This window comes from Anaerobutyricum hallii DSM 3353, from assembly GCF_000173975.1.
In the GTDB taxonomy this organism is placed as follows: Bacteria; Bacillota; Clostridia; order Lachnospirales; family Lachnospiraceae; genus Anaerobutyricum; species Anaerobutyricum hallii.
Genome location: NZ_ACEP01000002.1, coordinates 13,473 through 35,456 on the forward strand (window position 1 = coordinate 13,473; position 21,984 = coordinate 35,456).

A 21,984-nucleotide genomic window follows, 5' to 3' on the forward strand; every position below is an offset into this window, starting at 1 on the left:
TTACAACTGATACAACATCGCGTTACAAATCGTTGCCGCAATGTTGCTGCCGCCTTTTCGTCCTTTTGGAACGATGAAAGGAACTCCGGCTTCCATAATCAGTTCTTTGGATTCTACTACATTGACAAAGCCAACTGGTGCGCCGATAATCAACGCTGGTTTTAACTTGCCTTCTTTAATCAGCTCATATAAACGGATTAAAGCTGTCGGTGCATTTCCAATAGCAAAAATAATGTTTTTCTCTTCTGCTAAAACCGCTCCTCTTTCCATGCAGATAGCTGCCCTTGTGCATCCGCGTTCCTTTGCTTCTTTTGCCACATCATCATCAGACATGAAGCAATGAGCTTCTCCTCCGAAAGATGCTAACTTTTTCTTGTTGATTCCTGACCATGCCATTCTTGTATCGGTTACGATATGTGCTCCATTTTTTAAAGCTTCTACACCGATATTCGCAGCATTTTCAGAAAAGCATAAATTATCTGCATAATCAAAATCTGCAGAAGTGTGGATACATCTTTTTACGATAGAGAACTCCGGCTCTGGCCAGGTTCTTCCGTTTAATTCGCTTGTGATGATTTCCATACTTCTTTTTTCGATTTCGGCAGGTTTTACGATTTGAATTTTATCTAACATTTCTCCTCCTGCATTTTATATTTAGTTCAATTCTTCATAAGTTCCAAAGTTCGTCTGCTCAAAGCTTGGTAATTCCCAGTATGCTTTAAATGCATAATCTGCAATCGTAAATCCCATAACCGCTCCGGTTCCCTCGCCAAGGCACATATTGGCAAAGATATATGGCTGTTTGCCGATAGCATCCAGTATCATACGTCCAGCAGGTTCATTAGAACAGTGGGATGGGAAAAGATATGGCGCACATTCCGGTACTAAGCGAATCGCAATTAACGCTGCTACGGATGAAATAAATCCGTCAATAAATACTGGAATATTGAGCGCCGCACCACCGATATAACAGCCAGCCATTCCGGCAATATCAAGACCTCCGACTTTAGCAAGTACATCAAGCGGGTCGTCCGCATTTACTTTATTGAGTGCGATACTCTGCCTGATGACTTCTATCTTATGTTCTAAATCTTTGTTTGTAAGACCAGCACCTTTTCCGGTTACCTTTTCTACACTCTGGTCAAGTAAAACAGAACAGACAGCACTGCTTGTCGTAGTATTTCCAATACCCATCTCTCCGGTAGCAAGAACGTTATAGCCTTTTTCTTTTAAATCAGCTACCATGCCGATGCCGACTTCAATTGCTTTTACCGCTTCTTCTCTCGACATTGCAGGGCCTTTTGCCATGTTGTCTGTTCCGTATTTAATTTTTCTTGGAAAAACACCCGGATTGTCACAATCCGTTGCAATTCCGATATCTACGGGATACACATCTGCTCCACTCATGGAGGACATAATACAGATTGTCGCATTATGCTTTGTCATATTTTCTGTTACTGTCTTTGTCACTTCCTGCCCTGTCTGGGTAACTCCTTCCGCTACAACACCGTTATCTGCTGCCATGACAATAACCGCTTTTTTCCTTAAATGCGGATTCTTATCGCGGTAAATTCCAGCGAACTGTGTCACCATTTCTTCGAGTCTTCCCAGACTGTGAAGAGGCTTCCCAAGAGTATTCCATCTTGCACGAGTGTACTCCATTGCCTCCTCATCCAGCGGCTGAATTTTTTTGATTGCTTCCTCCAGAGTCATAACCATCTTCCCTTCTGCTACTTTAATACCAACATATATTGTTCATATTTTTGTATAGTCTTGCTTCCACTTCATAAATTTATATTTTTCTACTTTCATATATAAATAAATATCAATAGTTTTTTCTACAACTTTCCTTCATCATTATCTCATTTTTAAAAACTAAAATGGAAATAATGATAATGGTGTCATTCCTGTATACTTTGTAAGAACAATAACAACAAGCAGTAATAATACTTCCGCAAGCTCGTTTCCTGCTCCCATAACATCTCCGGTGATTCCACCGATTTTCCCTGTGATATATACACGGAAAAGGTAAGCGAATCCAAAGAGAATCGCAAAGATAAGGACTCCCCAGCAGGAGAAGGCAAGTACCATTGCGATAAGTCCAAGAATGACGGTTCCGATTACTGTTCCAAGACTGACAGTTCCTACATAAATACCGATTCCTTTTTCACGAGGATAAATTGCTTTATACACAATCGCTCCCTGTACCATTTTTCCGGCGATTGGCATAAGAAGAATCATCAGCCATCTTATATCGCTGTAGTAAATTCCGGCAAACTTTAATGCCAGATCAAAGCACATCGCTACCGCACCGTTTGTTCCGATGCGGCTGTCTTTCATGATTTCAAGCATACGTTCTCTCGTTCTTGCAGAGTAGATTCCGTCTGCGGTATCCGAAAGACCGTCTAAGTGAAAGGCTCCTGTCAGACAGAGGTTCGCAAGCATTGCAAAAAGGATTCCAAATACTTCTGGTAAAATAAGACTTACAAGAAGAAATACTGCCATGTCACAAAGTCCGAGAATCAGACCGACTACCGGATAATATAAAAATCCTTTGTGCATGTCTTCATCTTTTACTTCGCCAAGATCTACATTGACAGGAATCCTTGTCATAAAGCCAAGTGTTAACAAAAAACGTTTTATCTGAGTTTTCATTTATTTCTGACCTTCTTCCACTGCATCCTGAATCATTGTTTCTACCATACCTCTTGCTGTATATACAACAGCAGTTTTTGCAATGGAGAGACCATTTTCCTGTGCAGTCTTTGTTGTAACCGGGCCAATACTGATATATTTTCCTTTGACCTCGTCAAGATTATCTACCATAGATACAAAGGCTCGAACTGCACTGGAACTTGCAAATGTTACATAGTCAGCCATCTTAATCAAACGATTCAATTCATCTGCTTTTCTCTCATCCGTTACGGTATGATAAAGAGAAATGCATGTGTGGGAAATTCCAGCTTCTTCTAATGCATCTGGAAGCACTCTGTTTGCTTCCTCTGCACGAAGGAGAAGAACACTTTCATCTTTTCCGATATGAGGAACCATCGCCTCTGCCATATCTTTTGAAGAATATGCTGTCGGAATAAAATCACAGAAAATTCCATGTTCTTCCAATGCCTTTTTCGTTCCGTCTCCAATAACAGCGAAGCGGACATGCGCTAAATCTCTGATATCTTTTCGGATTTCCTGCATTTCCTCAAAGAAACATTCCACACCGTTTGCACTGGTAAATACAATCCAGTTATACTTATCTATTTCCTTCAATGCGACATCCAGCTCTGGAAGTTTCATTCTTTCAGTACGGATTAAGCTAAAGGAAATGGCCTCTGCTCCCTCCTCTTTCAGAATCGGAGAAAGTCGGTCTACCATAGAAGTTGTTCCTGTCACAAGAACACTCTTGCCGGATAAAGGTTTGTGTCCGTACCAGTCAAGTACCTGACGTAAACTTACAACATCACCTACAACTGTAATGGCAGGAGTCTTAATTCCCTCGCGCTTTACAACTTCTACAATATCAGCAAGTGTTCCTGTTGCAACACGCTGTCTTGCGGTTGTTCCCTCCTGAAGCACACCGACCGGAGTCGCAGGATCTTTACCATTCTCAATAAGCGAAGCTACAATATTAGGAAGATTTTTGAGTCCCATAAGGAAAATCAATGTTCCTTCTTCTTTCGCAAGTGTCTCGTAATTTAATACACTCACACCATTTTTATGATTGCCTTCATGACCGGTAATCACATGGAAAGAAGATGCGAAATCACGATGTGTCACTGGAATACCGCAGTATGCCGGAACAGAATAAGAAGAAGAAATTCCCGGTACAACTTCAAAGTCAACACCAGCTTCTCTAAGTTCCTGTCCTTCTTCACCGCCACGGCCGAAGATATATGGGTCACCGCCCTTTAAGCGGACAACATTTTTTCCTTCTAATGCAAGCTTCACTAAAAGCTCGTTTGTCTCATACTGTTTTAAATGATGATTTGAAGAACGCTTTCCTGCGTAAATAAGTTCTGCGTCATCTCTCACTTCATTTAAAAGGGAACTGGATGCAAGGTTATCGTATACAACGACATCTGCCTCTCTTAAAAGCTTAAGTCCTTTTCTCGTCATCAAATCCTCATCACCAGGACCTGCACCGACAAGATATACCATGCCTTTGTTTACTTCATGAGCAACGCTGATACCAAGTTCTGCTGCTATTTCTACTTTACTTTTTCTTGCCGTATCTTTCTCTGTTATCTCTTTGTCTGTTTTAACAGCTTCTTCGACAGAAACGGCTGCTGCCACAGCCGTCCCAGCTATCGGCTTGCTGTCTGCATCTTTTTCCGCTATAGCATCTTCTATATTCACTGTCATATACGTCTTTCTGCTATGAATTCCATCTTTCACATACATGGCACGCATGGAAAATTCACCATTTTCCTCACGACAAAGTGCTGCCGCCGGTGCGTTACAGCTTCCACCGATTGTCTTTAAAAATGCTCTCTCTGCCATTAAAAGACATTCTGCTTTTTCACTGTGGATCGCCGCAAGGATTTCTGCCATCTCTGCATCTTCTACGCGGCTTTCTACTGCAAGGATTCCCTGACCTGCGGCCGGAAGAAATACATCCGGGTCAAGATACTGATAGTGAAGTCCCTCTTCCTTTTCATATCCAAGTCTTTCGATTCCTGCCGCCGCAAGAATAATTCCGTCATACTGACCGTCACGAAGTTTACTTAAACGAGTCTGTACATTTCCACGGAGAAGCTTAATCGTTACATAGGGATTAATTTCTTTAATTAATAATTCTCTTCGAAGAGAACTTGTTCCGACAATGCTTCCTGGCTCTAATTCTTCTAATTTTTTACCAGTTGTAGTAACAAAAGTATCTCTCACATCCGCTCTGTCAAGGACTGCACCGATTCCAAGCCCTTCCGGGAAATCCATCGGCATATCCTTTGCACTGTGAACCGCAATATCTACTGCACCAGAAAGAAGTTCGGCTTCAAGTTCAGCAGTAAATACACCTTTTCCACCAAATGAAGTAAGGGATTTATCAAGAATCTGATCTCCCTTTGTGTCAATCTTTACGATTTCCACTTCTATTTCAGGAAAAGCTTTTTTAATTTTATCTTTTACAATATCGGTCTGAATCAGAGCTAACTTACTCTTTCTCGTTCCGATTTTGATGATATTTTTCATCTTATTCCTCCACTCGTATAATAAGTTTGTAAGCAAAAAAAACGCTTACATACTCATCTTATTCTACATTCGCGAATCCGTATTTGTCTTCATATCCTCTTGGGGTAATCATCTTACCATCGCGTACATATGTGTTGGAATTGCCGACAATAACGATACTGAACATATCGATCGGTGCATCTTTTACTGCATCAAGTGTTGTAATATAGGAAGATTCCTCTTCTCTGCCCGCATGGCGAACAACACCAACTGGAGTCTTGCCGTCACGATATTTCATAAGAATTTCTGCAGCCTTTTCTACATAATCCGCTCTCTTTTTGCTCTTTGGATTATAGAGACATACGATAAAATCACCCTGTCCTGCACAATCCACTCTCTTCATAATAAGAGAGTAAGGTGTCATCAGATCACTTAAACTAATAATCGTAAAATCGTGCATTAACGGTGCTCCAAGAATAGATGCCGCTGCACTCGCTGCTGTCACACCTGGAACAGTCTCAATCTCAACATCTGCCTTTTTCTCATTGGCAATCTCTAAAAGAATTCCTGCCATTCCGTAAATTCCGCTGTCTCCGGAACTTACCATTGCAACTGTCTTCCCTTCGGCAGCTAAATCAACTGCCATACGGCAGCGATCCATCTCTTTTGTCATCGGTGTTGCCACGTACTCTTTCTCTGGGAAAAACTTCTTTAACATCTCTACATATGTAGTGTATCCTGTAATGATGTCTGCATTTTTAATTACATCAATTGCTTTTGCTGTCATGTGTTCATATCCACCTGGACCGAACCCAACTGCATATAATTTACCCATTGTTTTCTCCTTCTAAAACCGATATTCTGGTCTGTTTTTAATGATCCAGGCACTGGAAAAATGTTTCCAAATCTTCCGGTGTGTTATTCTCTCTCACCCAATAGAAGAAATGGTCAAATGCCTTTTCCACACCTTTATGCTCTGCTACTTTTACAAAGTTATCTCTGACCTTTCCCATAACGGATAAAGACTTCTGGAATACCATCCACTGTTCAAACTGAAGTTCATACTCATCAAGAATCCCTGATGCGGCCTCTGCTTCTCTCAGTTTCTTCTGGTTATTCTCCCTTGCGATTCTTGTAAAATCATCAATATTATAGTAGCAGGTATCGTCCACCGCACTGATTTTTGCTTCGATATCCATCGGCACAGCCAAATCGACAAAGACTCTTCGCTTCGCTGTCGTAAGCTGCTTTTTCATCTTGCTATATGTCAGTGTGTAATGCGGACTCGATGTCGCACTTATAACGACATCCATCTGATCTAAATATTCATAACGATCTTCATAATCAATTGTCGTAAACTCGTCATTTCCATGCTTTGTCTGGATGAGCTTATTCTTACGCGTCGTAACATAAATATCTGCCTGATGAAGAGATTGAATATTCATCAGAACAATACCGCCAATCTTACCTGTCGCACCAATGATAAGAACCTTTTTATCTTTTAAAGTTCCAAGTTCTTCTTCGGCTACTTTCAGTGCAAGTGTCGCTGTTGATACAGAAGTTTTTGAAAGTTCTGTTTCGGTCTTTACTTTCTTTGCTCCTGTAACTGCCATACGGAAAAATGTATTCAGATACACTCCCGTTGTTCCAGCCTCTCTTGCCTGCTTATGTGCGGTCTTTACCTGACCGAGAATCTGGTCTTCTCCAATTACCATGGAATCAAGCCCTGCCGCTACCTGAAACAGATGATGAATCGCCTTTTTTCCATGATAAAATAAAAGATAATTTCCGATATCTTCTTCATCCTGTGCGCCTGCCTCGCCAAGCAGTACATCTTCCATCAGATTAAATACACATCCCTTGCTTTCCGAATCAGAATACACATACATTTCCGTCCGGTTGCAGGTAGATAACACGATACATTCTGAAACTTCCAAATGCTCTGTGATCTCCTGCATCATATGTTTTTGCTGCTCCTCTGTAAATGCAAACATTTCCCTTACATGAAGAGGTGCGATTTTATGACTGATACTAATTATCTGTATACCCATTTCTTATTTTCTGCCTCCAGCAAAACCACACGGCTTACTCTTTTGCCTGTCTGAATTCGTGTGTAAATGTCTTGTCATAAAGTTTAGAAAGTTCATACTCGTCTCCAAGAAAATCGCCTACAACTGTAAGAGCCGTCTTTGTGATTCCTGCCTCTTTTACTTTCTGTGCGATATTTGTCAGATTGCCGATAACAATCTTCTGATCTTCCCAGGAAGCTTTGTATACAACAGCAACTGGTGTATCCTCTCTGTACTCTTCTTTTAAAGTATCTGCAAGCTGTTCAATCATTCCTACACTTAAGAAAATAATCATTGTAGAATTATGTTTTGCTAAATCTCTTAATTTTTCCTTTGGCGGCATTGGTGTTCTGCCTTCCATTCTTGTAAGAATAACTGTCTGGGAAACTCCCGGTAAAGTATATTCTTTCTTTAAAGCTGCCGCAGTTGCAAGGAAAGAACTCACACCTGGAATGACATCATAATCAATTCCAAGACGGGAAAGCTCGTCCATCTGCTCTCTGTGTGCACCGAAAACGGCAGGGTCTCCTGTATGAACACGAGCTGTCATCTTGCCTTCAGCTTCAGCCTTTTTCATTACTTCAATAACTTCCTCTAAAGTCATTGTCGCACTGTTGTAAATCTCTGCGCCTTCTTTGGCTCCGGCAAGAACTTCCTTATTTACTAAAGAACCAGCATAGATAATTACATCTGCCTGATCGATTAATTTCTTTCCCTTAATTGTCAGTAACTCTGGGTCTCCAGGACCCGCTCCAATAAAATGTACCATTTTTTCTCCTTTGACTTTCTGTCTTATTTACTATATTTATAGTTATATTCATTTTTATAAATATGTTTTGAGACTTGTTTTATTTTTAAAATTTCGCCCCTGTTTCCAATACAGACTTCTTATTTATAAATTATTTCTATTTGCAATTACTCTGAATAAGTATAATATCTTTTATTTAATATCTTTCCTATTTTGTAAGCACATCAATAGTTCTCTGAATATCCTCATCAGAATGAGCTGCAGAAATAAACATCGCCTCAAACTGTGAAGGTGCCACATAGATACCATTCTCTAACATATAGTTAAAGTAATCTGCGTAAGCCTTAGTATCAGAAGATGTTGCTCCTGTGTAATCTTTTACATTTTCCCCTGTAAAGAAAGCGCTCATAAGAGAACCGATCTGGTTAACATGAATATTGATACCTTGTTTCTTCGCTCTTACTTTGTAAGCTTCCGCAAGCTTCTTTGTATTCTCTTCAATCTTTGTATAAAGTTCTGGATGGTCTCTTAAAATTTCAAGAGTCTTGATTCCGGCTGTTGTCGCAATCGGATTACCAGATAAGGTTCCTGCCTGATAAACCTTTCCTGTCGGGGAAATATTTCTCATAATATCCTTACGTCCGCCATAGATAGCCATTGGCATTCCACCGCCGACAATCTTTCCGAAAGTAGATAAATCTGGCTTAATTCCAAACCACTCCTGTGCACCGCCGACACCAAGACGGAATCCTGTGATAACCTCGTCAAAAATAAGAATTGTTCCATTCTCTTCTGTAATCTCACGAAGGAAAGGAAGAAAATCATCGTCAGGAATAACAACACCCATATTTGCTGCAACTGGCTCCACAATAAGAGCTGCAATCTGGTCTTTATTATTCTCAAATAACTCTCTTACAGAATCCTTATCATTATAAAGAGCAACTAAAGTCTGCTGTGCAAAAGAAGCAGGAACTCCGCTGCTGTCCGGTACAGACTGTGTTAATGCTGCAGAACCAGCCTGCACTAATAATCCATCAGAATGTCCATGATAACATCCCTTAAACTTAATGATCTTATCTCTTCCGGTAAATCCTCTTGCCGCACGAATCGCACTCATCGTTGCCTCAGTTCCTGAACTTACCATACGCATCATTTCCATAGATGGTACGCAATCTTTGACAAGCTGTGCCAGTTCATTCTCCTTACCAGTTGGCGCACCAAAAGTAAGACCGTCAAAACATGCCTTCACTACTTCTTCAAGAACCTCTGGATGAGAATGTCCAAGAATTCCAGGTCCCCAGGAACAAACATAGTCAATAAACTTATTACCATCCACATCATAAACATAGGAACCCTTTGCATGGTCAATAAATAAAGGGTTCCTTCCCACAGCACCAAATGCTCTGACCGGTGAGTTTACACCACCCGGCATCAGGTCAAGTGCTACTTTATATAACTCTTCTGATTTTGTTGTATTTAACACGTTATCCTCCTTAAAACAATACTGTTTTTACCTATTTTTTGTATTTTTCGTAACCTTCAGAACATGACATTCAAAAACCATCACTTTCTGCCTCGTTCGATTATACCATGAATCGCTTTTTCACTAAAGATAGTTTTCGTAAAAAGAAAACAAAAAAACACCATTAGCGGTAGAAAGTTTTTGCTAATAGTGCTTTTTTTATCAAATTATATTTAAATATCATTATTTTGTGTGTGGAATATTACAAGTCGGGTGGAAAATTCTGAATTGCCGCAGGCAAGGGAGACGCCCTCAGGGAAGGAAAGAATTCAGAATTGTGACTTTAGTCGCTGCAGGTTGGATGTGAGCGCGAAAGCGAACATTCAACACGCCGCGACTAAAGTCACCAATATGCTTTATTTATCTTCTGGAGTTCGTCTGTTTATCACTCATCCGTCAAATCAGCCAAATACTCTCGGAGTTCTCCCAAAATCATCTCCTGACTCTCCCTCGTATGTACTAATGCGTAATACTTTCTTCCATATTTGCCATATCGTTCTTCTTCCTGTATCCCTGCTTCTTTTCCTTTTTCTGTTATATGTTTTACTTTTTCTTCGCCTTCTGTTGCTTCTTCAATATATCCTTTTTGTATCAGTAAGGTATTGACAAATGCTGCGGTTAGTTTTTTGCGGTTTTTCTGGTCTTCTTCGTCACAAAGTTCGTTAATCCGGTTCGTAAGTTCTGAAATCATACAGGTATCGGTCAGTTCCACTTCGTCTAATTTTCCCGGTGCGATATAAAATGGCAGTTTCTTTTTTCTTGCAGGAGAGGCTGCTACTGTCATTCCTGTTGTTTTCTCTATTTGTTCTGGTGTTAACTCTGTTGTTAATTGCAGAGTTTCTGCATCTGCTCCACCGGCTGCACTCTGTTCTTCTAAAAAGTCTATAATGATTTTGGTAAAATGTTCCCCATAACTTTGAATTTTCTGCACACCCATTCCGTACACTGTTTCCATATCTTCATTGTCTACAGGACATTTTGCACACATATCTGTTAATGTCTTATCGGAACAGATTATATATGGTGGAACTCCTTTTTCTGCAGCAAGTTCTGTCCTGCACTTACGAAGCTGCTCGAACAATTCCTGCCCTTTCGGAGTCAGATTGGCAAGCTGGAACGCTTTTTTCTTTTCCTTTTTGGTCTGGATGTAGTTTTCCTCTTCCTCATCTTCCACAACCACACAATTACTACATTTATCGCAGGTACATGGACTGTTATCCCCGAAATATGACAAAATAAACTGGCGCAGGCACTGTTGTGTTTCGCAGTAATCAATCATCCGATTTAACTTTTGATAATCGTTTCTCCGTACCTGCGGGTCACTCTCTATACTTTCTGTACTCTTATATTCTAAAAGCCGCTTATTTATCATGATATCCTGCTTAGAAAAAAATAATACACACTCTGCTTCTTCCCCGTCACGACCAGCACGCCCTGCCTCCTGATAATAATATTCAAGACTCTGTGGCATATTATAATGCAGCACATATCGCACATTTGACTTATCAATACCCATTCCAAATGCATTTGTCGCTACCATAACACGAATTCGGTCATAGGTAAAATCGTCCTGATTTTTCTTCCGTTCCTCTAAGGATAAGCCCGCGTGATAATGCCCTGCCTCAATGCCATACTGCTGCAAAAGTCCATATATTTTGTCTGCATTTTTCTTCGTTGCACAATAAATGATTCCACTCTCATCCTCATGCTTTTTGACATAATTAAGAACACTGTTGTCGGTCTCTTTTCCACCCTTTCGGGTCACTACGCGAAAGAACAGATTCGGTCGGTCAAATCCTGTCACAACTGTCACTGGATTTTGCAAACGCAGACTTCCCATAATATCCTGTTTTACTCGTTCCGTTGCTGTTGCAGTAAATGCACTTACAACCGGACGCTTTGGTAACTGTGCAAGAAAATCCGCAATTCCAACATAACTTGGACGGAAATCCTGTCCCCACTGGGAAATACAATGCGCCTCATCCACCGTCACCATAGAAATATCCACCTGGCATGCAAACTCCAGAAATCGTATCGTATTCAGCCTCTCCGGCGCCACATAAATAATCTTATATCTTCCCTGCGCTGCATAGAAAAGTGCAGTCCTTATCTGGTTTTCCGTAAGAGAACTGTTAATATACGCCGCATGCACACCGGCCTGATTTAACGCCTTTACCTGGTCTGTCATCAGAGAAATAAGCGGTGAAACTACAATCGTAATTCCATCTAACATCAGTGCTGGAACCTGATAACACAGGGACTTTCCTGCACCTGTTGGCATAATACCAAGGACATCCTTTCTTTGTAGAATTCCTTCTATCAGTTCCTGTTGTCCTGGACGCAGACTGTCGTAACCAAAGTAGTGTTTTAATGTTTCATTTATGTTCAAGAACTTCTCCTTTCCATTTTATTTTTGAAATAAAATCAAAATCTATAATTGCTGGTTCCATGATTATAGTAAGCAAATCGTTGTTTCCATTTTATTACAATCTTCGTACAAAAACAAGAAAATTCTACTAAAATAAAATTGCTGTGCAATGGCTATTTAAGCTATTGCACAGCAACTTTATCCTTTTCAAACACTCTCTAGTCCTCTAATTTCCAAATATCTCTGTTATATTCTTCAATCGTTCTATCAGAAGAAAAATATCCTGCTTTTGCGATATTCACAAGCATTTTCTGTACCCATTCTTCTCTGTTTTCATAGTCAGCATATGCCTGCTCTCTTGTCTTTACATACTCATCGAAATCAGGGAAAGTCATAAACCAGTCTTTAGAAACAAGTTCATTAAATAATCTTTCTAATCTGTCTTTATCGCCAATTGCTTTTAATTCTTCTCCTGTTATGAAGTCTACAGCTTCTTTGATCGCTGTATTTTCATTATAATATTTTGCTGCATGATAGCTTCCCTGCGCGTATCTTTCAACAACCGTATCACTGGAATCTCCAAAAATATAAATATTATCATCACCTACGAGTTCATGAATCTCAACATTCGCTCCATCTTCTGTTCCTAATGTAAGCGCACCGTTAAGCATAAACTTCATATTACCTGTACCACTTGCTTCTTTAGAGGCAAGTGAAATCTGCTCTGAAATATCGCAGGCTGGAATTAATTTTTCTGCCCATGTTACATTATAATTTTCCACCATCACAACATTAAGATACGGACTTACTTCCGGATCATTATTAATAAGCTGCTGCAGACAGAGGATAAGATGAATGATATCCTGAGCGATTATGTATGCCGGCGCTGCCTTCGCTCCAAAAATAACAGTTATCGGTGTAGATGGTTTCTTTCCTGCCTTAATCTCTAAATATTTATGAATGACATACAACGCATTCAACTGCTGTCTCTTGTACTCATGCAGTCGCTTAATCTGAATATCAAAAATAGAATTTTCATTAATCGTAACATTCTGTTTTTCCATCAATGCCTTCTTTAATTCCATTTTCTTAGCAGACTTTATCTCAAGAAGCTGTTTTAATACTTTTTCATCATTTTTATAATCTAACAGCTTTTCTAACTGTGTTGCATCCTTCTTAAATCCATCCCCGATAAGAGAAGTAATAAGTTCTGTCAACTGTGGATTACAGTGTAAGAGCCATCTTCTAAAAGTAATACCATTTGTCTTATTATTAAACTTCTCCGGATAAATTTCATAAAAATGATGCAGCTCATTGTTTTTAAGAATCTCTGTATGTAAAGATGCCACTCCATTGACACTGGAAGAATAATGAATATCAATATGAGCCATATGTACTCTTTCTTCTCCATCAATAATATACACTTCCTGATTATGATATTTTCTTCTTACTTTATCATCTAAAACTTCGATGATCGGCATAAGCTGCGGCACTGCTTTTTTCAGGTAATAAATCGGCCATTTCTCTAATGCTTCTGCAAGTATCGTATGATTTGTGTAAGCACAGCTCTTTGTTACCACTTCAATCGCCTCATCCATCTCAAGACCTCTTTCCACAAGCAGACGGATAAGTTCCGGAATAACCATTGTCGGATGAGTATCATTAATCTGAATCACTACATAATCAGAAAGGTCATGCAAGTTACAGCCCTTCGCAACACATTCATCAAGAATTAACTGTGCCGCACTGGAAACCATAAAGTACTGCTGATAAATTCTAAGAATACGACCTGCCTCATCACTGTCATCCGGATAAAGGAAAAGAGTAAGATTCTTTTTAATATCTTCCTTATTAAAATTAATTCCATCCTCTACAATACTTTCATCCACGCTCTCTACATCAAACAAATGCAATTTATTTGATGTATTATTATATCCAATAACATCAATATCATACATTCTTGATTTTACTGTCATCCCTTTAAACTTAATGTCATATGTCACATCCGTTTTGGTAAGCCAGCTTTTCTCTGTAAGCCATGGATCCGGCACTGTTGTCTGCATATTATTTTCAAAAATCTGTCTGAACAGTCCAAAATGATAATTCAATCCAACACCATCTCCATTTAATCCTAAAGTCGCAATAGAATCAATAAAGCATGCTGCTAATCGTCCAAGTCCTCCATTACCAAGTGAAGGTTCATTTTCAAATTCTTCGATTTCGCAAATATCTTTTCCGTTCTGTGCAAGCTCTTCCTTTACCTCATCATAAATCCCAAGATTGATAAGGTTGTTCGATAATAATTTTCCGATCAGGAATTCTGCGGATATATAATATAATTTTTTCTTAGAATTACCATGCTGCTTACCAGAAGCCATTTTCTTTGTTAATGTAAGCAATGCATAATAAAGCTCCTCATTTGTACATTCTGAAATGGATTTACCATACTCTGCTTTTACAAATTCTGAAAGTTTCATATTGTAATACCTCCCTGAAAAATAATGTATTCTCGAAATCTCTTGCATCTGATTTCACATAGCTTCATAAAGTTCCACATAACCTCATAAAAAAATTTCGAAAATCATTTTTAAAAGTTTCTCGTGTATTTTTACTGTGATTATATTATAATACTGTTAAATACTGATTTATTGCAGCACAGTCTTATATTATTGTACAATACTATCTTTTTTGATATTTAACTTTATAGATATGTAGTATTACAGGTATGAGATATATACGATACGCCCTGTATACATATCTAATCGGGCTTGGTATCTATATTATTAAGAAAGGAAACTCTCGAATTTATCTCCAGATTCAATACATAAATTCGACATGCAAAATATAGAAATGGATAAACTTCAATACAAAATATATCACGAAAATAAAATACATACTCCAGACGATTTTCCATACAACACTTACTTATGTTCCATCCCCTTAGATTTTCAGTCGGTAAACCTTCACTGGCACGATGAAGTTGAAATCATTGTTATAAAAAAAGGAAGCGGTATTGTCAGTGTAGACTTAACCACCTATTCTGTCAGTGCCGGAGACATTATCTTTGTTCTCCCCGGACAGCTCCACGCAATCAGCCAGAAAGACAACGAAATTATGGAATACGAGAATATTCTATTCAAATCCAGCCTTTTAAAATCATCCGGTTATGACTTATGCAATGACAAATTCATTCAGCCACTTTTTTCAGGCAGCCTTAATATCTGCCCGGTAATCAATAACCAGACTCCATATTATCCTCCAGTCATCACCGCCATTAACGAAATCGATCACCTGTGTGATTTACGCCCTTATGCTTACCAACTGTCCATCAAGGCACATTTATTTCAAATACTATATACTCTCGTTTCAAACTGCGGGCAAAATAAAATCAAACCAATCAACCAAAAATCTCTCAAAAAAATAAAGACGATATTATCCTATATCGCCAACAATTTTCAGGAAAACATTGCGATTGAAGATATCGCAAATTATTGCTTTTACAGCAAATCTTACTTTATGAAGTTCTTCAAAGAAACTATGGGAGTAAGCTTTATTCAGTATCTTAATGACTATCGTTTAGAAATTGCGGCAGAACTACTCACTACAACAACCGATAATATTCTAGATATTGCATTCGCTACTGGGTTTAACAATATTTCTTACTTTAATAGGTGCTTCAAAAAGAAGTATGGGGTTTCACCGAGAAAGTATCGGTTTTGATAATATTTTTTATCTTTTATATATCCTACGGTTATGATATGATACGAATGTTGTCACACCCAATTCGGCAACGGAGAGGGGGGGCTATTTGGATTTGATAATTTCTTTCTTGGCTTCATCTGTTAGTTGCTTAATGAATTAAATAGCAAGAAAAACCACTTGAAGGTGCCCTAAGGGCATCTTTTATAATTAAAATATCGAGATTCTGATTACAACAAACGAAAGGAGTTTTTATGAAAGGTATTATTTTAGCAGGGGGTTCTGGCACTCGTCTTTATCCTCTTACCATGGTAACTTCAAAACAATTACTTCCTATTTATGATAAACCGATGATTTATTATCCGATGTCTGTTTTAATGAATGCAGGTATCCGTGATATTTTAATTATTTCCACACCACAGGATACTCCTCGTTTTAAGGAGTTATTAAAAGATGGAAAGCAGTTTGGTGTGAATTTATCTTATGCTGTACAGCCAAGCCCGGACGGACTTGCCCAGGCTTTTATTATTGGAGAAGAATTTATCGGTGATGATACGGTTGCTATGGTTCTTGGCGATAATATTTTTGCCGGACATGGACTGAAAAAACGTCTCTGTGCCGCTGTTAAAAATGCGGAAAATGGCAATGGTGCAACAGTTTTCGGTTATTATGTTGATGACCCTGAACGTTTCGGTATTGTTGAATTTGACCGCAACGGCAAAGCTGTTTCTATCGAAGAAAAGCCATCGCATCCAAAGAGCAATTACTGTGTAACCGGTCTGTATTTCTACGATAATCGTGTTGTAGAGTATGCAAAGAATCTGACCCCAAGTGCCAGAGGCGAATTAGAAATTACTGATTTGAACCGCATTTACTTAGAAAATAATTCTTTAAATGTTGAGCTTCTCGGACAGGGCTTTACATGGCTTGATACCGGAACACACGAAAGCCTTGTTGATGCAACAAACTTTGTAAAGACAATGGAACAGCATCAGCACCGCAAAATTGCCTGCCTTGAAGAAATCGCTTACTTAAATGGCTGGATTTCTAAAGAGGAAGTTCTCAAAGTCTACGAAGTTCTCAAGAAGAACGAATACGGTCAGTATTTAAAAGATGTTTTAGATGGAAAATATCAGGAGAATTTATATTAAAAGGAGTATCTACTTATGACAATCATTGTAACCGGCGGAGCCGGATTTATCGGAAGCAACTTTATTTTTCATATGTTAAACAAATATCCGGATTACCGAATCATTTGTTTAGACTGCCTGACATACGCAGGAAATCTTTCTACTTTAGAGCCAGTGATGGATAATCCAAACTTCCGCTTTGTAAAAGAAAGCATCACGGACAGAGACGCTGTATACAAACTGTTTGAAGAAGAACATCCAGATATGGTTGTAAACTTTGCTGCGGAAAGTCACGTTGACCGTTCTATCGAAAATCCGGAAGTTTTCCTAGATACTAATATCAAAGGTACTGCTGTCCTCATGGATGCCTGCCGCAAATACGGTATCAAGCGTTATCATCAGGTAAGTACTGACGAAGTTTACGGTGATCTGCCATTAGACCGCCCAGATCTTTTCTTTACAGAAGAAACACCAATCCATACAAGTTCCCCTTACAGTAGTTCTAAAGCTGGCGCTGATTTATTAGTTCTCGCCTACCACAGAACTTACGGGCTGCCTGTAACAATCAGCCGTTGCTCCAACAACTACGGCCCATATCATTTCCCAGAGAAATTAATTCCGCTTATGATCGCAAATGCATTAAATGACAAACCACTCCCAGTTTACGGCAAAGGGGAAAATGTCCGTGACTGGCTTTATGTTGAAGATCACTGCCGCGCGATTGATTTAATCATCCATAACGGACGTGTTGGTGAAGTCTATAATGTCGGCGGACATAACGAAATGAAAAATATCGATATTGTAAAAATTATCTGTAAAGAACTCGGCAAACCAGAAAGTCTTATCACTTATGTTGCTGACAGAAAAGGACATGATATGCGTTACGCTATCGACCCTACTAAAATTCACAATGAACTTGGCTGGCTTCCTGAAACAAAATTTGCAGACGGTATTAAAAAGACAATTCAGTGGTATCTTGATAATAAGGAATGGTGGGAAACAATCATTTCCGGCGAATATCAGGATTACTATGAGAAAATGTATAAAAACCGCTAGTTGATTTTCTCACTCTTGCATAAAAAATATTATTTATTTTGAACACCTATTTCATGTCAACTACTATCACCTAAGGGTAGTGAATTTTCGCCCATGACAAACGAAAGTCTTTATTTGTGAAGTCAACAACAGATATCTATCCTCTTGTTGACTTCATATTTAAATTTGTAAATATATGAAAAGAGGAATTATACCATGAAATTTTTTGTAACAGGCGTTAACGGTCAGCTCGGTCATGACGTAATGAATGAGCTTTCCTCACGCAGTTACGAGGGAATCGGATCTGACATTGCTCCAAAATATTCCGGGATTCAGGATGATTCTCCTGTAACAAAAATGCCTTATATTTCATTAGATATTACAGATAAGGAAGCTGTAACCCGTATTTTAAAAGAGACAGCACCAGACATTGTCGTTCACTGTGCTGCCTGGACTGCTGTTGACCTTGCCGAAGACGCAGACAAGCAGGAAACGGTACGCAAAATCAATGCCGCTGGCACACAGTATATCGCTTCTGCCTGTAAAGAACTTGATTGCAAAATGATCTATTTAAGTACAGACTATGTTTTTGATGGTCAGGGAACTACACCGTGGAAACCGGACTGCAAAGACTATAAACCACTAAATGTGTATGGTCAAACCAAGCTTCTTGGCGAGCAGGCAGTCGCTAATACTTTAGAAAAATACTTTATCGTCCGTATTGCCTGGGTATTCGGACAAAACGGCAAAAATTTTATCAAGACAATGCTTACTGTCGGCAAAAATCACGATAAACTTACCGTAGTTAATGATCAGATTGGAACTCCAACTTATACCTTTGACCTGGCAAGACTCCTTGTCGATATGGCAGAAAGCGAAAAATACGGCTACTACCACGCCACAAACGAAGGCGGTTATATCAGCTGGTACGATTTCACCAAAGAAATCTTCCGTCAGGCAGTTGCACTTGGACATACAGAATACGATGAAAATCATGTTACTGTCTTTCCTGTCACAACCGCTGAGTACGGCATGTCCAAAGCAGCCCGCCCATTTAACAGCAGACTGGATAAAAGTAAACTGGTCGAGGCTGGATTTACACCTTTACCAGATTGGAAAGATGCATTACAAAGATATTTAAAAGAAGTATTACAATAGAAAAGAATTTTCAATTAAAGGAGGTCTCTCTCTTGGGACAGATTAAAGTAAAAAAGAACGTGGGAGGAATCGAAGGATTATGTATTATCGAACCTACCCTTCACGGTGATTCCCGCGGTTATTTTATGGAAACCTATAATAAAAATGATATGGCAGAAGCCGGACTTACAATGGAATTTGTTCAGGACAATCAGTCTGCCTCCACAAAAGGAGTCCTTCGTGGCCTGCATTTTCAGAAACAGCACCCACAAGGGAAACTTGTCCGTGTAATCAACGGTACTGTTTTTGATGTTGTTGTTGATTTACGAAGCCACTCCGGAACATATGGAAAATGGTTTGGTGAAATTCTTTCTGCAGAAAATAATAAACAATTCTATATTCCAGAGGGATTTGCCCACGGATTTCTTGTTCTGTCTGATACAGCAGAATTCTGTTATAAATGTACAGACTTCTATCATCCGGGAGACGAAGGCGGACTTGCCTGGAACGACCCAGAAATCGGTATTGAATGGCCAGAACTCGTCGGAGAATATTCTGGCTGCGCTACTGCAAAAGGATATCATTTAAAAGACGGGACATCTCTTACCTTAAGTGAAAAAGATCAGAAATGGCTTGGAATAGCAGAGACATTTAAATTTAAATAAAATTTGTCTCATTTTTTCCGCTTTGTCTCACTTTTACGACCGTGTATTATTATCAAATTTTGTAAAATAAAACCATATGAATATGCTATTACGCATTACAAAATTTGATCGGAAGGTGAGATATTATGCCAAAACCATTCACGGCTACCGGTAAAAAGAATCTAATCGGTGCTAATTTAATTGCTTTAAGGAAAAAATATCATTTATCCCAGCGTGGACTTGCTCATGAATTACAGCTTGCTGGTTATGATATGGGTAAAAATGTAATTACTAGAATTGAAACGCAACAACGGTATGTAACGGATATAGAAATCAAAGCTCTATGTGATCTTTTCAATGTCTCATTCGAAGATTTGATTAAATAGGCGTTTGCCGCAGGCAAGATAAGACGTTCCCAAAAAGAGCAGAAGTTCTCTGCTTGCTCTGAAATCATTGTGAACAGTTACTATTTAATTCATTAAGAGACAGACGCCCGGGAAGAGATACGATATCCTATATTTGTGACTTTAGTCGCAGCGGTTTAAATGCTCGCTTTATGCGCTCGCATCTAAACCTTGCTCCGAGGCCACAAATATAGGATATCGTATCTCTTCCCGGGCTGTCTTTGGCTAAATTTTATTTGAATTAAATAGTGGTTGTGGGCATTTGGGGGAGAGGGTAGAAGTTTTCTGCTTGCTCTCAGAATATTGTAGATAGATACTTTTATCTAAATTGAAACAGTAAACATTTTAGAAGAACGGAATCCCACTACTTACTCTGAAATTATTGAAATATTCCGATGATAGTCATTAAAAAGATATATTTTCTTTTTATGAGTTATATGTACATACCTATGGTTGTTCCCAATCATTCTCGAGTAAGCAGAAGACATCAGCTTCTGTCCCTAAATCCCCTCTCCCTGTCTAATTCACGTTCTTCAGCCACAGCACAGAAGCCAGTGAACTTCATAAGCCATATTTGTGGTCTCGGAGCAAGTGTTGGATGCGAGCGCGTGGAGCGAACATTCAACGCGCCGCGACTAAAAGCACAAATATGACTTATGAAGTTCACTGGCTTCGTCTGTAGTTCGCTTAATGAATTAAACAGCAAAATCCTATTGCTTTAGCATAAATGTCCGATTATAATTGTAGGGTAACATTTTTTAAGAACTTAATGGCATTGGAGCATACAGATTGCTTTTTGATTTTTAAATATGCTCTATGCTATCAAATATACATTTTCAAGGAGGAATATTATGAGCGACGTATTAAATAAAATGAAATCAAGAAGAAGCATCCGTAAATTTAAACCAGACATGGTTCCACAGGAGATTTTAGATCAGATTATCGAAGCAGGTCTTTATGCTGCAAGTGGTATGGGACAACAGTCCCCAATTATCATTCAGGTTACAAAGAAAGAGCTTCGTGACGAAATTTCTAAAATGAACTGTGAGATTGGCGGTTGGAAAGAAGGCTTTGACCCATTTTATGGTGCACCTGCCATGCTGATTGTTCTTGCAAAGAAGGAACGTCCAACTTATGTATACGATGGAAGCCTTGTTATGGGTAACCTCATGCTTGCCGCACATGAACTTGGCATCGGAAGCTGCTGGATTCATCGTGCAAAAGAAGAGTTTAAATCTGACTGGGGCAGAAATCTCTTAAGATCTTTAGGAGTTAACGGTGATTATGAAGGAATCGGTCATTGTGCTTTAGGCTATGCTGATGGCGATTATCCTGCTGCTCCAGCGAGAAATGAAGGCCGCGTATTCTATGTTAAATAATCCATTAAAAACATTAACTAAAAAAGAATGGCTTCTCTGGCTCGTTTCTCTTACTGTTGTCATTCTTTCAAATCTTGCAACTAACGATTTAGATTTATTGACATTAATCTCGGCACTCCTTGGTGTTACCGCACTGATTTTTGCCGCAAAGGGAAATGTCTGGGCGCAATTTCTAATGATTATTTTCTGCATTTTGTATGGTATCATTTCTTTCCGTTTTCACTACTGGGGAGAAATGATCACCTACCTCGGAATGACTTTACCAATGGCCGCCTGGTCAGCAATCACCTGGCTTCGAAATCCATCCGAAGAAAATGAAAATGAAGTGGCGATTCGGACATTAAATAAAAAGCACATTATCGGATTAACTATCAGCACAGTTATCGTTACTGGCATTTTTTATTATATCCTTGCGTGGCTTGATACCCCAAATATTATGTTCAGTACCCTGTCTATCGTGACAAGTTTTATTGCCGCATCTCTTACTATGCTGCGTTCTTCGTATTACGCTGTGGGATATGCTGCGAATGATATCGTGCTGATTGTACTCTGGGTACTTGCTTCTCTGGAGAATCCTGCTTACATTCCTGTTGTAGTAAATTTTGCAATTTTTCTCTTAAATGATATGTATGGATTTGTGAGCTGGAAAAAGCGAGAATTAGAGCGTGTTTGAAAAATGC

18 protein-coding genes are annotated in these 21,984 nt (G+C 39.1%); 8 read left to right on the top strand and 10 right to left on the bottom strand.

The window, feature by feature from the left end; all coding sequences use genetic code 11:
- The 10 genes from EUBHAL_RS00080 to EUBHAL_RS00125 all read right to left on the bottom strand — a co-directional run bounded on the left by EUBHAL_RS00080 (position 1) and on the right by EUBHAL_RS00125 (position 14,353).
- Positions 1 to 633 (bottom strand): precorrin-8X methylmutase, encoded by a 633-nt coding sequence (locus EUBHAL_RS00080; RefSeq protein WP_005343292.1) that lies wholly within the window; start codon positions 631 to 633, stop codon positions 1 to 3.
- A gap of 21 nt (positions 634 to 654) precedes the next feature.
- A complete protein-coding gene (gene cobT / locus EUBHAL_RS00085; protein WP_044921080.1) occupies positions 655 to 1,713 on the bottom strand; it encodes a nicotinate-nucleotide--dimethylbenzimidazole phosphoribosyltransferase in 1,059 nt (352 codons plus the stop codon).
- Positions 1,714 to 1,875: 162 nt separating this feature from the next.
- Complete coding sequence (cobS, locus tag EUBHAL_RS00090) at positions 1,876 to 2,655, bottom strand: adenosylcobinamide-GDP ribazoletransferase (RefSeq protein WP_005343294.1); 780 nt, start codon at positions 2,653 to 2,655, stop codon at positions 1,876 to 1,878.
- Entirely contained in the window at positions 2,656 to 5,190 is a 2,535-nt protein-coding gene (gene hemC / locus EUBHAL_RS14540; RefSeq protein ID WP_005343295.1) for a hydroxymethylbilane synthase, read from the bottom strand.
- A 58-nt stretch (positions 5,191 to 5,248) separates the two neighbouring features.
- Entirely contained in the window at positions 5,249 to 6,004 is a 756-nt protein-coding gene (cobJ, locus tag EUBHAL_RS00100; RefSeq protein WP_005343296.1) for a precorrin-3B C(17)-methyltransferase, read from the bottom strand.
- Between the two features lie 37 nt (positions 6,005 to 6,041).
- A complete protein-coding gene (gene hemA / locus EUBHAL_RS00105; RefSeq protein WP_005343303.1) occupies positions 6,042 to 7,220 on the bottom strand; it encodes a glutamyl-tRNA reductase in 1,179 nt (392 codons plus the stop codon).
- Between the two features lie 34 nt (positions 7,221 to 7,254).
- Positions 7,255 to 8,007: a precorrin-4 C(11)-methyltransferase gene (gene cobM, locus EUBHAL_RS00110; protein ID WP_005343306.1), complete on the bottom strand. Its 753-nt coding sequence runs from the start codon at positions 8,005 to 8,007 to the stop codon at positions 7,255 to 7,257.
- 187 nt (positions 8,008 to 8,194) lie between these two features.
- Positions 8,195 to 9,469: a glutamate-1-semialdehyde 2,1-aminomutase gene (gene hemL / locus EUBHAL_RS00115; RefSeq protein WP_005343313.1), complete on the bottom strand. Its 1,275-nt coding sequence runs from the start codon at positions 9,467 to 9,469 to the stop codon at positions 8,195 to 8,197.
- A gap of 424 nt (positions 9,470 to 9,893) precedes the next feature.
- Positions 9,894 to 11,897 (bottom strand): RecQ family ATP-dependent DNA helicase, encoded by a 2,004-nt coding sequence (locus tag EUBHAL_RS00120; RefSeq protein ID WP_005343315.1) that lies wholly within the window; start codon positions 11,895 to 11,897, stop codon positions 9,894 to 9,896.
- A gap of 197 nt (positions 11,898 to 12,094) precedes the next feature.
- Positions 12,095 to 14,353: a glycogen/starch/alpha-glucan phosphorylase gene (locus EUBHAL_RS00125; protein ID WP_005343316.1), complete on the bottom strand. Its 2,259-nt coding sequence runs from the start codon at positions 14,351 to 14,353 to the stop codon at positions 12,095 to 12,097.
- Positions 14,354 to 14,726: 373 nt separating this feature from the next.
- On the opposite strand from EUBHAL_RS00125, the gene EUBHAL_RS00130 reads away from it, so the two are divergent.
- From EUBHAL_RS00130 to pnuC, 8 genes are all read left to right on the top strand, one after another.
- Complete coding sequence (locus EUBHAL_RS00130) at positions 14,727 to 15,596, top strand: AraC family transcriptional regulator (RefSeq protein ID WP_044921083.1); 870 nt, start codon at positions 14,727 to 14,729, stop codon at positions 15,594 to 15,596.
- A gap of 233 nt (positions 15,597 to 15,829) precedes the next feature.
- The gene (rfbA, locus tag EUBHAL_RS00135) at positions 15,830 to 16,726 is read left to right on the top strand and encodes a glucose-1-phosphate thymidylyltransferase RfbA (protein ID WP_005343318.1); all 897 of its coding nucleotides are present in this window, start codon (positions 15,830 to 15,832) and stop codon (positions 16,724 to 16,726) included.
- Between the two features lie 15 nt (positions 16,727 to 16,741).
- A complete protein-coding gene (gene rfbB / locus EUBHAL_RS00140) occupies positions 16,742 to 17,761 on the top strand; it encodes a dTDP-glucose 4,6-dehydratase (protein ID WP_005343319.1) in 1,020 nt (339 codons plus the stop codon).
- Positions 17,762 to 17,956: 195 nt separating this feature from the next.
- Positions 17,957 to 18,898, top strand: coding sequence for a dTDP-4-dehydrorhamnose reductase (rfbD, locus tag EUBHAL_RS00145; RefSeq protein WP_005343320.1), 942 nt, complete (start codon positions 17,957 to 17,959; stop codon positions 18,896 to 18,898).
- Between the two features lie 32 nt (positions 18,899 to 18,930).
- Positions 18,931 to 19,542: a dTDP-4-dehydrorhamnose 3,5-epimerase gene (rfbC, locus tag EUBHAL_RS00150; protein ID WP_005343321.1), complete on the top strand. Its 612-nt coding sequence runs from the start codon at positions 18,931 to 18,933 to the stop codon at positions 19,540 to 19,542.
- Between the two features lie 125 nt (positions 19,543 to 19,667).
- Positions 19,668 to 19,907: a helix-turn-helix domain-containing protein gene (locus tag EUBHAL_RS00155; protein ID WP_005343322.1), complete on the top strand. Its 240-nt coding sequence runs from the start codon at positions 19,668 to 19,670 to the stop codon at positions 19,905 to 19,907.
- Positions 19,908 to 20,776: 869 nt separating this feature from the next.
- Positions 20,777 to 21,304: a nitroreductase gene (locus tag EUBHAL_RS00160; protein WP_044921085.1), complete on the top strand. Its 528-nt coding sequence runs from the start codon at positions 20,777 to 20,779 to the stop codon at positions 21,302 to 21,304.
- Complete coding sequence (pnuC, locus tag EUBHAL_RS00165; RefSeq protein WP_005343328.1) at positions 21,294 to 21,977, top strand: nicotinamide riboside transporter PnuC; 684 nt, start codon at positions 21,294 to 21,296, stop codon at positions 21,975 to 21,977. Before EUBHAL_RS00160 ends, pnuC begins: the two co-directional genes overlap by 11 nt.
- Positions 21,978 to 21,984 lie beyond the last annotated feature (7 nt).